The organism is Carnobacterium sp. GW821-FHT04C06, assembly GCF_059420345.1.
The window spans coordinates 226,066-239,485 of the sequence record NZ_JBWKTN010000002.1; the positions used below are offsets into that span (position 1 = coordinate 226,066).

Genomic DNA, 13,420 nt, shown 5'->3' on the forward strand with positions numbered 1-13,420 from the left:
AAGTCAATAAATAAAGATGCTAGTCAGACATTTCTTAGTATCTTTATTTAATTTAGTTTAAACCATAGAACAATTAAATGAAGAACGCTCAGAAATCCAGAAAGAAAGGAATGAAGTCTCATGGGATTAGTCTATTCAAGCGGAGACTCTTCGAATTTACTGAGTTCGTTATCTAGTAATTTAGGGACGGCGAAGAGTACGGTGAATGAATTAAAATCAGGCAGTCAACGGTTGACTGCCGCAGTGGATGGACGTACACTGTCAGGTGCAGCGTACAATGCAGGGAAAGGGTTATTTTCAGAACTCATTCTTCCAACCATTAATCGTGTAACTGCATCTATGGATGGGATACAAAATGATTTAGTAAAATACGAAGGAGCAAATAAAGAGATTTCAAAAGAAGGTTATCTGAATGAAGACAATTTAAAGTTACAAATTCAACTCATGAAAGCCTCTAAATCAGCCTTAACTGCATCAGCGGATACATTCAAAAATCTAGCAACAGTGAGTCCAATACCGGGATTGAAGGATATGTTAAATCATGCTCAAGAACGGTTGAATCGGATGGCCAATAGTATGCAAGATGACATTGACAAGTTACAGAAAAAAATCAAAAAGTTACACGATTTCTCAAATCAGACGAATGGACTGTTTAGCAATAGTTTAAATGAGTTGAGTATTGCGATGCAAGGAGTTCTTGTGTTGAGCGGAACCGTTGTAAATAGTGATGGCTCGTATTCATTGCCAAGTGGAACGGATAAAAGTTGGTTTTCAAAAATGCATCCAAATTCAAATAAGATTCTCGGACAATCATCTACTAACGCTTATTTAGAATTGTATAAACAAACAGAAGCTTTGTTAAAACCAGTTAAAGGAGGTAAGACCGATAATATAAAACGATTTGAAATGTTGTTAAAACTTTATCCGGCCTCTGTAGTAAAAAAATTGCTTGCAAACGATGAATTTTGGATGCTAGCAAATAAACTTCCTTCTGGGTGGCAAACCAAACTAATTAATGGACTAGCTAAGTATGAAACTTTTGGGCAAGCGGTAATACAAGGAAAGTGGATTCCTAAAGTAGATACATTAGGAAAAGCCTTTGAGAACTTTAATAAATTTACAAATCCAATTAAAACTTGGGTGGGTGAGAGTTTAAAAAATTCCCAATTTGTTCAAGGAGCAAAACAGTGGGGTGTAGCAAAAGGATTAGGAAAAGCAGCAACAGTAGCAACCTACGCCCAGCTAGGAGTTACTTTCGTATCTAGTGGAGTAGATAATTATGGGAAGACAGGGAGTATTGGAAAGGGAGCTATCGGTGGAGCGATAGATACTCTGAAGAGTGTTGGGCCCCTTGAAGGAATGACTATAGGTGTTGCTGCAGGTGGACCAGTGGGGGCAGTTGTAGGTGGTGTAGGAGGACTAATTAATGTTGGCGTTCAATTTATTTGGCCTAATGCTTATGATAATTTAAAAGATGGTGCTTACAAACTTTATGATAAGGGCGTAGAAGCTGTTGGTAAGGGTGTGAGTCAAGGGGTAGAAAGTGTTAAAAATGTTTGTAAAAATGTTGAAAATGCAGGTAAATCAATAGGAAAGGTGTTATCTTCTGTTAAATTACCAGAGATTAATTTTGGGTGGTAAATGTGAGTAAATTTAAATTAATGAATGCAAATTTTGAGGAGAGCCTTAATCTCTCGGACGATTCCTTAATATCTTTTATGGAAAATGATACTAATAATCGAGGTATTTATAATGGTAAGAATAAAATTGGTATCACAATAATTGCGATAATAATGTTTGGCTTCAATTTTTTTATTTCGATGATTGTTCAGATAGGAATAGAGGGGAAATTGGGTGAAAGTACTTTGTCACAACCCAATATAAATTTTTTACCTATGTGGGTGCCTATCGGACTATTTATTGTTTGGTTAGTAATTTGGTTGTTATTGAAAAAAAACAATTATTATAGTATAAGTGTATATAGGAGAATGCTTACCGTTAATAATTATTTGGTTTGGCTAATACTGGAAGCAAATTTGTTTTTTTTAACTTTCTTTTTAACGACATTAACTTTTTTGGGAGCTCTAACGATATTTTGTTTCCTAGGCCTGACAAGTTATATTATTTTTAGAAGTAAGTCTAGGTCTCTAGAAAATAATTTATTTGGTGGGAAGTCAAAACTAGATAAAATTGATAATTTTATTCAAAAGCTAATTAATTTTTTATTCAAATATGGATGGATCATAGTAATTGTAGTAATTCTATGGAAATTCATTTTTTCCAATACAACAGGTGTACGTACAGATATTGTAGGTTTAGTAGGCATTATTGCGATGTGGCTTATTGTTGATATTGCTTTTATCTTCGCAGAAGCGTATTTATTTCTACCATATTTATTATACGGATACTATAAATACAAATATCCAGAAGAATACAGAGAATGGGAAGGAAAGACCCAATTAGAATGGTATGGAGAAAAATATTTCAATAAACATATTAAAGGAACAGAGAAAGAGGAGAAAAAAAATGACGGAAACTAAAAAATTATTGCCCCTAGGAAGTATTGTGTTACTGGAAGAAGGACTTCAAAAACTGTTGATTGTAGGTCGTGGAGCAATCTATACTGACCAAACTACAGGAAACGATACTTTTGCAGATTATATGTCCGTATTATATCCAACGGGTCTTAATCCCGAAACGACTATTTTCTTTAATCATAAAAATATAGACAAATTAGTATTTAAAGGATATTCAGATGAAGAGGAAGACCGTTTTATGGAAGTTTATTCAGAGTGGAAAGATAGGCTAGATGAACAAAAGAAAGAAACAAGCAATGCAAATGAATCAATTGGATTCTAAAAAAATATGAGTTTAAATGATTAGACTCTCTCAAATAAAGAAGCTAACTCCATAGCAACTGACCTAAAATAATGGGACAGAAACAAAAAAGTATATTAGGCTGCTGATAATCGATAGTCAATCGGTGTTTGGTAGCCTAATTTTTGTTGAATTCGTTCTTTATTACAATAGAATTAACTCTTGGTGAACCATTTTGTGGTTCTTGATAGAACGTTTCACACTTTAGAGATGCATGAAGCATTATCAGCGGGTGTTTCTTTTCGGGACATACTCTTGGTAATGCCTTTATTTTTGATTGCTGTTTGATAATGATAGGAAGTATAAAATGAGCCTTAGTAACTATGAAGAAGTGTACTTTTAGGTATCACAGGTAATTGAGGCAAAGTATTTAACACTAAACTAAAGAAAGGTCTTGTTTATCAGAGATTGAGTAAGTCATGATTTATTTCTCTGTTTTACAACTCCATAATAGAGAGAGAAAGCATCTTACTTCCAAATGGTAGGTAAGCGATAGCCATGACTAATTTTTGAGACGGTCTAGTTGAATTAAAATCACGATTTAGTTCATTTGAAACCACTCTATTTGGTATCCTTTTTTTTCATCTTTTCACGACACTGTGAATTGAATTTCTGCATGATTTGTTGAACGGTGTTAACATTTACCTTTAGTGTTTGATTTACAATAATCGTCATTTTTCGATATCAGCTCCACCATGTTTCTACCTGTGTTTTATTTTTAATTCCTACATAATGACGTTAACTGGTATTTTGTCAATTTTTATTTGAATAGCATTTTTTAATTTCAATTGGATACAGTACTTTTTTTAACATGCTAAAAAGCATCTCACTTTTCTAGGTAAGTTGCCTTGTATTAAGAATTTTTTTGTCAAAAATAAAAACAGAACTAACTAAATATCGGTACACGTTGGGAGAAGGCAGATACTTCTAAGTCTCTAGCGGTTCCACTAGGAGTACGTGGGAAAAATGATATGGTTTATCTGAATCTTCATGAAAGGGCACATGGCCCACATGGTTTAGTTGCTGGTACGACAGGATCTGGTAAGTCAGAGATTGTTCAAAGTTATATATTATCATTAGCTGTTAACTTCGCACCAGAAGATGTTGGTTTTTTACCAATTGATTTTAAAGGTGGCGGAATGGCTAATTTATTTGCAAATTTGACACATTTACTAGGCTCTATTACAAATTTAGATAGAGCTAGTTCTGCAAGAGCTTTACAAAGTATTCGTGCTGAATTACAAAAAAGACAACGTAAATTTAGTCAGTTTGGTGTCAATCATATTAACGGATACACAAAACTATATAAACAAGGAAAAACCATTACAGATGTAGAAGAAAAGAAAAAGTATCCAAGCGATCCACTTCCCCATTTGTTCTTAATTAGTGATGAATTTTCTGAACTTAAAGCCAATGAACCTGACTTTATGGCGGAACTAGTTTCAACAGCCAGAATTGGGCGTTCTTTAGGTGTCCACTTGATTTTAGCTACTCAAAAACCTAGTGGTGTAGTCGATGACCAAATTTGGTCGAACTCTCGTTTTAAATTAGCGCTTAAAGTAGCAGATGCAAACGACTCTAATGAAATTATTAAAACACCAGATGCAGCAACAATTACGCAACCAGGACGTGCCTATTTACAAGTAGGAAATAATGAAATTTACGAACTCTTCCAATCTGCTTGGAGTGGTGCAAATTATGATCCTTTTGTCTCTCGAGAAGAGAAAGTCGATGAACGTATTTAGCTGGTAAGCTAGGAGAAGGAATGAATGCGTTTAAAGTAGCCGATAAAGTAACCATGTTAAGCAAGCTAGAAAGACAACTAGATAGTGGATAAAGCGCTGAAATATGGAGATGATACTCTAAAAGCATTTGTAAAAAAATTATAGAATATCCCACTGCCAATAATAGACAAAGCGGCACTTGCAGGAGGAGGAAGCTTCAACGTAGTAGGAAAAGGTACCTTAATCAGGAATAAAATTTGATACAGATGGATTCCCATTTTTTGATTCTGAGCACACAATGAAGTTAGATGAAATAGATTTTTTAAATCTAGAGGAACGCATTTTGATAGAGCAAGTAAAAACCTTCCTATACCATAAGTCTAACAGCAGAAATTTTAAATGGTTTATCAAATGATCTTCTAAGCAGAATCCAGTTTCCCTTTTTCTCTCTAAAATTGCTTGGACTTTTCCAACCTAATTTTTTTATATGAGAATGATTGTAATAATCAATATAATGTTAAATCTCTTCTTTTAGTTCTTGTTAGTTACCATAAATCACTCCGTAATACATTTCTTATTTTAGAATTTCTTCGAAATGTCCTTTACAAGACATGATTTGGAATATTAGATTCGTTCTTAAAAAAGGTCCATACGCTTTCATTTGATAAGCCGATCCTTGATCAGAGTGAAATGTTCGACAGAAAGTACAATCATTTGCTTTTTTTGATGGACATTCTTATATTTAAGCAGATATATAATTTTAAATAGCTCTAATATGTTTAATTGTTTTTATTTCATATTCGTAATGGAATTTATTATTGTTGTTTTTTAGTATAAAACTATTGAAGAAATACTCTATAACGGTTATTCTTAAATGGAATGATAATTTTAAATTGGGGGAGAAATGATGGGAGATCGTGTAATAACTACTGCAAATCTAAATTATATTGAAAATAATTTAAAGAATCTTAATTATCAGCTTAATACGATGAACAATCAAGTAGAAATGGTTGATAAAAATGTGCAAGTAGTCTATCAAGAACTAGCAGATTTGGCACAAGAATTTCGAGATTACGTAGAACAGGCAAATAAGCAACACTATATTTCGATTGCTGAAACACGCTTGGTGAAGATTAGGCAGGAGATAGAGAATAAATTTGGTCATTATGATGATGTACGGAGAACAACTATTGGTATTTTACAAGCAGATGACCTTGAAATGATTCGGAAAGAAACCATTACATTGACTACTGAAGAACTAATGTTAAATTCACCTAACTATTGGCTAGCGCCTTGTCTAGTTGGAGTAGCAGCGTGGATTAATAATCAAAAAGAATTAGCAGAACGGTCTGTAAAAGAGGCGATTAGTCGTAATGATGAAAAAACGTCCCTTTTATTTGCTTTACTTTGCCGACGGATTGGTCGTAAGCAAGCGAGTATGAAATGGGCCTATCGCTATTTATGTAGTCAAGATGAAGAAAAATTAGATCGTGAAACAATCGTAATCATTGATGCTTTTTCTAGTGGTTTATTAGGGGCGGATACAGAAGGATTGGTTTCTAGAAAACTGACTGAGTGGTTGGACAAAATTTCGGAAAAACCTGGATTTGTCGAAAAACAAAAAGATCAATGGTCAGAAGCAATTTCATTATATCGACCAAATATGATTGAAGAGAATGTAAACTATCTCTATTTGAAAAAATATAGCGCTACTTGGCCAAAAATTGAAAATATTTTAAAAGGAGCTTATCTACATCGTAATCTCTTGGATTATTTTGTAACTATTTTTAATACACCTTATTCAACGAAAAGTTTAAAAGATCAACTAGATGATGTTCTATTTTCTTTAGTTTCTAATTATGATGTAGAAGAATTAGGTTATCGAAAAGATGAAAAATTGAATGAATTTATTATTCAATACGATGGTGATTTGTTGCGAGCACAAAATAGTATGCAAGTTGAAGAAACGGCTTATCAGCAAAATCGAGATTTTTCACAATTGTTAACTGATGCAGCAATGAAGCCAGAAGCTTCAAGCGCGAGTCTTTCAACTCAAAAGTTAGCCATTGCTCTATCTAAAGAATGGATTAACGAAGCATATCTTGATGTTGTAGCTAAAAATCGTATGAATATCCCCTATGAAATTGAATTTATGTTACAAGATTTTTCAGGGAATACGCAAGACGGTTCCAATGAAGAAGAAACAGTTAACCGTTATTCAGAATATATTGAAGAGAAAAAAATGATAGAAATTGAAAAAATCAAACCCAATAAAGTTGCTTTTTATGCTGGTTTAACTGTGGCTGGTATCGGAATTTTAATGAGTTTTATTGGAGTATTGATTGGAGTGATTGTGATTATAGGAGGAGGCTATTGGGCCTATAAAACCTACCTTAACAATAATTTAGTTGAAATTCGACGTCAAGAAACTAGAGATAGATATGATGAAATGAAAAAAAATGGAATAGAAATTATTCGTGCAGTGATGGCTGAAGTAGTCGATTTTAGAAAGCATTTTGAAGAAGTAGATGGTGAGAGCCAGCAAGTCATTGATTATATGGAACAAATTTCGCCAGAACAGTACGTTGCTTCAATTTCCGGTAATGTTAGAAAAATAAAAATTAAGGCAAAGGAGTAGAGCAGATGACGTGTCAAAAGTGTGGGAATACGGAAATAAGTGCTAATGATAAATTTTGTAAAATGTGCGAAACAAAAATAAACTCAGTAGAAGTTGTTGTACCGTTTTCTTCAATTGAAGAAGTTACCGAAGTAGAAAGTAAAATGCCATTAAAAACGAATAAATCAATTTTTTCACCCGTCTTTTCAATAGAAGATGAAGTAAGTGAAGCGGAAGCAATTTTAGCTAAAGGATTTCCTGAATGGGACTTAGAACCACCAATGATTTTGGTTAGGAGAAGGCATCAATGAGCTTAAAAATCCCAACTACCTATAAAGAATGGTCAGATATCTTAGAACAATTTGCTACAGGAGAAAATGACAAAGATGTTGTTGAACGAATGAAAACAGGATCCTTAAGTTGGCAGAGTGGAGTCGCCGAAAGATTTATTACAAGATTTTCAACTGTGATTAATTTACGTTTAGATCAAGCAACAAAAACATTTCAAAAAAGAATGACTCAAGCAAATGGGGCTGAAGGCGTAATTGTCCAAGCTCTTCTACAGTTGCGTAAAGAAATGATTTTATTAGAGGATGCGGTCTCAATTAATGCATTACCTGCGGATATGCGCAAGACGTTTGTTAAATTGATTCAAGACCAAAGAACAAGTATTCAAGATACACTAATCGATTCAGCTAAAAGTGAGCGTTCTGGAAAACTAATGAGTATTATTAGAAACAACAAATTAAAATAGAAGGGGTTTTAGCTAATGGGAAGCGTTAAAGAATGTAAGGACTTGATGAAAAGATATTCAATTGCACGAATTCCTTTAATTGTGATTGATACAATTGAGCGTTCTCGAACGCTAGATATGCTAAAAGAGGTTTCAGAAGACTTAGGGTTAGCATTTTTTGTTCATACCTTGTCAAAAGGTGTATACAATTTGACAGATCAACAAATTTTGAATGAAGATCATTCGATTTATGGTGCAATAGATTATATGAGCGACCAAATGAAACGTCGGCAAAATCTAACAATGATTTTAACTGAAGTACCAGATTTATCCAGTGATCATTCGGAGACTAAATTGATCATGGATTTAGTGAATTTAGCAAATGAATCTGGGGGAACCATCTTTGTTTTCACCAATAATCCAGTCTGGAGTCAATTACAACGATTAGGGATGCGCATTAAAGTTGATCTGCCTGACGAGGAAGAAATGTACGGGATAGTAAAGGAGTACATTGACGACTATCGAAGTGAGATTCCAATAGAGTGGGATAATCTTGATGTGATGGAAGTTGCCTCACTTTTAGCCGGTGTCACTCGAATCGAGGCAGAAAATGTTATTGCATCACTGATTTCTAATAAAGAAATCAAAAAAAATGATATCGACGAGGTTCGTTTTTCGAAAGATCGATTGTTTTCGGATATCTCTGGCTTGGAAAAAATTGAAGTAGATGAGCACGTTAAAGATGTAGGTGGACTAGCTGGATTACGTAAATGGCTAGATGTGAAAAGAACACTATTAACACCTGAAAAACGGTTGATAATGAAAGAAAGAGGGTTACAATCGCCAAGAGGTATTTTATTAGTTGGGGTACCAGGCTGTGGAAAATCCCTTTCAGCTAAATCAATCGCTGCTAATTGGAAATTACCGCTTTATCGTTTAGATTTTGCTACTGTTCAAGGAAGTTATGTCGGACAGTCAGAACAACAACTTCGGGATGCACTGACAACAGCTGAACACGTTTCCCCTTGTGTTTTATGGATTGATGAAATTGAGAAAGGATTATCTGGGTCTGGTGGATATGATGGTGGTGTTTCAACACGAATGGTGGGACAATTTTTATTCTGGTTACAAGAAAGTAAAAAGCAAGTTTTTGTTGTAGCAACCGCTAATGATGTTAGTATGTTACCTTCTGAGCTGTTACGACGTGGCCGATTTGACGAATTATTTTTCGTTGATTTGCCAACAGGAGAAGAAAGAAGAGAGATATTGAACATCTACATGAATAAATATTTGAAATTGAATTTTGAAGGTGAATTTTCTGATAAAATAGTTGAAATTTCTGAAGGATTTACGGGTGCTGATTTAGAATCTGCTGTTAGAGAGTTAACTTACGGGGCTATCGCAAGTGATGATTTTCAAATGACAGAAGCGATAATCTTAGATGTATTTAAAAATGTAGTACCATTATCACAAACAAGTCCAGAGAAGATTGAATCCATTCGTGAATGGGGGAAATCTCGTGCAGTACCAGCTTCAGGTAGACCAATTGGAGTCGAAGGGAAAATTTCTACTCCTCAACAAAATAAAACTCGAAAAGTACTTGTTTAGGAGGAATGAAAATGGTGAGACCTAGACCTATCTTAAATCAAATACAAAAACAAAACACTGTAGATTTAAAAACTGTCGAATCAAAACAAGCAGGTGCAACAGACCTGCTTGTTAAAAATCGTATACTTCGCAAAAAACGTTCTAAAGAATACATGGGACTATTATCGAAATTGGATATGGGGCAACAAATGCTTTCTCAAGAAGAAGTCAGCAGAGTCATAACTGATCTCCAAAAGGAATTTCCCGAAGTCGTCTTGAGTGGTATTTTATTAGGATATGTAGCTAAGTGTTATTTAGGAGCCCCTTATGAAGTACACATTTTGGATTATAGTTTGGAGATTATTGAACATATGAAGAAAGGTCAACCATTGCCTGGTGAAATGGAAAAAGCTAGAGGGTTAGTGTGGCAAAGGAATTATGCGTTTGTTGAAGTTTATACGGATTGCTGTCGAGCGATTAGCCAAAGTGGCGATGTATCAGTGATTCCTCGTTAATTTGAAGAGGAAATATGTTTTTCAAGAAGAGTCTTTTTAATTGTATTCCTAATAAAATGCGCCAAATCGCTTTACAAGAAGGTATTCTTGAAAGGTTAGTTGATGAAGTGAAAAGAATATTTAGTCCTTAAGAAAAATTGTTGTGCTATAGAAAACTAGCGATGCAATAATTTTTTTATTATCATGATTATATAGTTAAAGTACTTCCAGAGATTAATTGAACTGGATTTCATTTAAAGCAAGCTTTGAATAATGATGAAATTAAAAAAATAGTTCAATACTAACTGCAATTTACAATTGGCAAAAAAATAATGGATACAACAACAGTCTTTAATAGTATCTAAAAATCTTGACATTTCCCAAAAACCTGCTAAATTTACCAACTGAATTTCATATGCTATAGTATGAAAATAACCCTTGAGAGGAAGTTGGATATGAAAAAAATAGTGGAGCCCGTTCAGGAAATAACCGAATTTATTGAAAATGAAGAGATCTATATAGAAGAGATTGAAAGTCATACACACTATAAAAATTGTCGGATTGAAATGAGATTTGGCGTAAAAAAAATCAATGAAGTGAAATTTGAAAATTGTCAATTTGAAATCAAAGACTTTAATAATATGGAATTTTTAGATGTCGTATTTATTAATTGCGACCTATCAAATAAAGATTTTTCAGATTCGATTCTCTACCGAACACGCTTTGAAACTTGTAAATTAAGTGGCGGGAACTTTATTGGAACCGTATTGAAAAATGTGCAGTGGTTTGACTGCTTATTAAGCTATATTAATTTTTCGGATACAAAAATGGAGAATAGTCTATTTTCCGAAGGACGACTAAATGAAAGCTATTTCCAAGAAGCTACTTTAAAAAAAGTTCATTTTAAAAATATCGATATGGATGAGATTGATTTAAAAGGCACAGATCTTAGAGGTGTTGATTTATCTGAGGCGACTTTTGAAACAATCAGCTTAGATATTCCGCTTGCAAAAGGCTTGATTATTGACTACAGTCAGGCTTATAAAATTATTTCATTATGTGGCATTGTTATTAAATAAAGAGTTAAGTTTTTTATATAAAGATTAATTTTTTTAGAACCTCATTAGAAGGTTCTTTTTTTGCATTAAAACCAAATGATATTCATAATGGTTTGTTCTGAAAGAAAACAATAAGATGTTATATTATAAAAAAAGAGATGAAACTATGTAAAAAGAACGTTCTTGATGTTATAATGTAAGAGGTTACAAATTTATCTCATAGGAGTGAATCGGATGAAAGCAGCAGTAGTTAGTGAAAAAAATAACGGGAAAGTTGAAATTAAAGACGTAACATTACGAGCTCTAAAAGAAGGTGAAGCGTTAGTTGATGTGGAATATTGTGGCGTTTGTCACACAGATTTACATGTTGCCCATGGTGATTTTGGTGAAGTTCCAGGACGTGTTATTGGACATGAAGGAATTGGAATCGTCAAAGAAATCGCGCCTGATGTTACGAATTTAAAAGTTGGTGACCGCGTAAGTATTGCTTGGTTTTTTGAAGGCTGTGGAACATGTGAATATTGCGTTACGGGTCGTGAAACATTCTGTCGTGATGTTAAAAATGCAGGTTTTTCAGTTGATGGTGCGATGGCAGAAGAATGTATCGTTAAAGCTGATTATGCAGTTAAAGTACCAGAAGGATTAGATCCGGCTCAAGCAAGTAGTATCAGCTGTGCGGGTGTGACTTGTTACAAAGCAATTAAAGTTTCTGACGTGAAGCCAGGACAATGGATTGCGATTTATGGTATTGGTGGACTGGGGAATTTAGCCATTCAATACGCTAAAAATGTTTTTAATGCAAAGGTAATTGCAGTTGATATTAATGATGATAAATTAGAATTTGCAAAAGAATTAGGTGCAGATTTAGTTTGCAACCCATTGAAAGATGGTGACGCAGGTGAGTGGATTCAAAAAGCTGTTGGCGGCGCACATGCAGCTGTCGTAACAGCAGTGTCTAAAGTAGCTTTCAATCAAGCGGTTAATTCAGTTCGTGCTGCTTCAAAAGTAGTGGCAGTAGGATTGCCTTCTGAGACGATGGATCTAGAAATTGTTAAAACGGTTTTAGATGGCATTCAAATCGTTGGTTCATTAGTTGGAACTAGAAAAGATTTAGAAGAAGCATTCCAATTTGGCGCTGAAGGAAAAGTTGTGCCATTAGTTGAAACGCGTAGCTTAGATGAAGTAAACGATATTTTTGAAGAAATGGAACAAGGAAAAATTAGAGGAAGAATGGTTGTCGATTTACACAAAGGATGCAGCCATTAATGAATGAAACAAGAAGGATCAACTGATCTTTCTTGTTTTTTTACCTATTTTTATTTTTTGTTTGCAACCCCTTTCTTTAAGCAGTAGAATAAGAGAGTAAGAGAAACGGAGGGAATCATCGTTATGAAACAATTAGATTTAGGAAAAAGTGGCTTAATGGTTTCAGAAATTGCCTTAGGCTGCATGAGAATGTCGGATCTTTCAATTCAAGAGGCTAGTAAGGTGATTGAAACATCTGTAAGTGAAGGCATGACGTTTTTTGATCATGCGGATATTTATGGTGGCGGAGCTTCTGAAGAAATTTTTGCGTCAGCTTTAAAACAAACATCGATTAAACGAGAAGAGATTCATTTACAAACAAAATGTGGCATTCGTAAGGGATTCTTTGATTTTTCTAAGGAACATATTATCGCTTCAGTTGAAGGAAGCTTAAAACGTTTAAATACAGATTACGTTGACACGTTGTTACTCCATAGACCAGATACGTTGATGGAACCAGCAGAAGTAGCAGAAGCCTTTAACGACTTACAAAAAAGTGGAAAAGTGCGTCATTTTGGTGTCAGCAATCAAAATCCGTTACAAGTAGACTTATTACAAAAATCAGTGGATCAAAAACTAATCGCAAATCAATTACAATTCGGTGTGATGCATACAGGAATGATTGACTCAGGTATCAACGCGAATATGAAAAATTCAGCAAGTATTTTCCATGATGGAGGCGTATTAGAATATTCACGCTTAAAAGAAATCACCATTCAAGCGTGGTCACCGTATCAATACGGCATGTTTGAAGGGGTCTTTTTAGGCAATGAAAAATTCCCAGAGGTTAACCAAAAAATCGATGAAATTGCAGACCGCTACCAAGTCAGCAATACAACGATTGCAACAGCTTGGATCTTGCGTCATCCAGCAAATATGCAGACCATTGTTGGGAGCATGAATACCGACCGAATCAAACAAATTGCACAAGCTTCTGACATTCAATTAAGTCGTGAAGAATGGTATGAAATTTATCGCGCAGCAGGCAATCAACTGCCTTAATATAAAAAAACACGTCAACAATC

General features: G+C 34.3%; 11 protein-coding genes and 1 pseudogene. All 12 read left to right on the plus strand.

The features are described 5' to 3' along the window. Positions 1-120 precede the first annotated feature (120 nt). The 12 genes and pseudogenes from AC07SW_RS04400 (at position 121) to AC07SW_RS04455 (ending at position 13,397) form a co-directional block, all read left to right on the plus strand. Entirely contained in the window at positions 121-1,641 is a 1,521-nt protein-coding gene (locus tag AC07SW_RS04400; protein WP_494632334.1) for a T7SS effector LXG polymorphic toxin, read from the plus strand. A gap of 2 nt (positions 1,642-1,643) precedes the next feature. Continuing rightward, on the plus strand, positions 1,644-2,540 hold the full coding sequence (locus AC07SW_RS04405) for a hypothetical protein (protein WP_135022544.1): 897 nt from the start codon (positions 1,644-1,646) through the stop codon (positions 2,538-2,540). Continuing rightward, entirely contained in the window at positions 2,527-2,859 is a 333-nt protein-coding gene (locus AC07SW_RS04410; protein ID WP_463685169.1) for a DUF4176 domain-containing protein, read from the plus strand. The genes AC07SW_RS04405 and AC07SW_RS04410 overlap by 14 nt, the downstream gene beginning before the upstream one ends. Positions 2,860-3,767: 908 nt before the next feature. Next, positions 3,768-4,619: pseudogene (locus AC07SW_RS04415) on the plus strand (FtsK/SpoIIIE domain-containing protein); the annotation flags it as partial. 889 nt (positions 4,620-5,508) lie between these two features. Further along, positions 5,509-7,239 (plus strand): hypothetical protein, encoded by a 1,731-nt coding sequence (locus AC07SW_RS04420; protein WP_494632335.1) that lies wholly within the window; start codon positions 5,509-5,511, stop codon positions 7,237-7,239. A gap of 5 nt (positions 7,240-7,244) precedes the next feature. Then, complete coding sequence (locus AC07SW_RS04425) at positions 7,245-7,529, plus strand: hypothetical protein (protein ID WP_135022546.1); 285 nt, start codon at positions 7,245-7,247, stop codon at positions 7,527-7,529. Further along, positions 7,526-7,972 carry a hypothetical protein gene (locus AC07SW_RS04430; protein WP_135022547.1) on the plus strand — a complete coding sequence of 149 codons (447 nt, stop codon included), beginning with the start codon at positions 7,526-7,528 and terminating at the stop codon, positions 7,970-7,972. Before AC07SW_RS04425 ends, AC07SW_RS04430 begins: the two co-directional genes overlap by 4 nt. A gap of 15 nt (positions 7,973-7,987) precedes the next feature. Next, complete coding sequence (locus AC07SW_RS04435) at positions 7,988-9,559, plus strand: AAA family ATPase (protein WP_494632336.1); 1,572 nt, start codon at positions 7,988-7,990, stop codon at positions 9,557-9,559. Positions 9,560-9,570: 11 nt separating this feature from the next. Next, a complete protein-coding gene (locus tag AC07SW_RS04440) occupies positions 9,571-10,053 on the plus strand; it encodes a hypothetical protein (protein WP_463685171.1) in 483 nt (160 codons plus the stop codon). Positions 10,054-10,487: 434 nt separating this feature from the next. After that, positions 10,488-11,111: a pentapeptide repeat-containing protein gene (locus AC07SW_RS04445; protein WP_135022550.1), complete on the plus strand. Its 624-nt coding sequence runs from the start codon at positions 10,488-10,490 to the stop codon at positions 11,109-11,111. A gap of 213 nt (positions 11,112-11,324) precedes the next feature. Further along, entirely contained in the window at positions 11,325-12,356 is a 1,032-nt protein-coding gene (adhP, locus tag AC07SW_RS04450) for an alcohol dehydrogenase AdhP (protein ID WP_074401907.1), read from the plus strand. A 123-nt stretch (positions 12,357-12,479) separates the two neighbouring features. Further along, the gene (locus AC07SW_RS04455) at positions 12,480-13,397 is read left to right on the plus strand and encodes an aldo/keto reductase (RefSeq protein WP_034571213.1); all 918 of its coding nucleotides are present in this window, start codon (positions 12,480-12,482) and stop codon (positions 13,395-13,397) included. Positions 13,398-13,420 lie beyond the last annotated feature (23 nt).

What these genes read in the sequence shown, in the direction of transcription:
- AC07SW_RS04420 (WP_494632335.1), top strand. Translation starts at nt 5,509, where the DNA reads ATGGGAGATCGTGTAATAACTACTGCAAATCTAAATTATATTGAAAAT.
- AC07SW_RS04435 (WP_494632336.1), top strand. Translation starts at nt 7,988, where the DNA reads ATGGGAAGCGTTAAAGAATGTAAGGACTTGATGAAAAGATATTCAATT.
- AC07SW_RS04440 (WP_463685171.1), top strand. Translation starts at nt 9,571, where the DNA reads ATGGTGAGACCTAGACCTATCTTAAATCAAATACAAAAACAAAACACT.
- AC07SW_RS04455 (WP_034571213.1), top strand. Translation starts at nt 12,480, where the DNA reads ATGAAACAATTAGATTTAGGAAAAAGTGGCTTAATGGTTTCAGAAATT.
- AC07SW_RS04430 (WP_135022547.1), top strand. Translation starts at nt 7,526, where the DNA reads ATGAGCTTAAAAATCCCAACTACCTATAAAGAATGGTCAGATATCTTA.
- AC07SW_RS04445 (WP_135022550.1), top strand. Translation starts at nt 10,488, where the DNA reads ATGAAAAAAATAGTGGAGCCCGTTCAGGAAATAACCGAATTTATTGAA.
- AC07SW_RS04400 (WP_494632334.1), top strand. Translation starts at nt 121, where the DNA reads ATGGGATTAGTCTATTCAAGCGGAGACTCTTCGAATTTACTGAGTTCG.
- adhP (WP_074401907.1), top strand. Translation starts at nt 11,325, where the DNA reads ATGAAAGCAGCAGTAGTTAGTGAAAAAAATAACGGGAAAGTTGAAATT.
- AC07SW_RS04410 (WP_463685169.1), top strand. Translation starts at nt 2,527, where the DNA reads ATGACGGAAACTAAAAAATTATTGCCCCTAGGAAGTATTGTGTTACTG.
- AC07SW_RS04425 (WP_135022546.1), top strand. Translation starts at nt 7,245, where the DNA reads ATGACGTGTCAAAAGTGTGGGAATACGGAAATAAGTGCTAATGATAAA.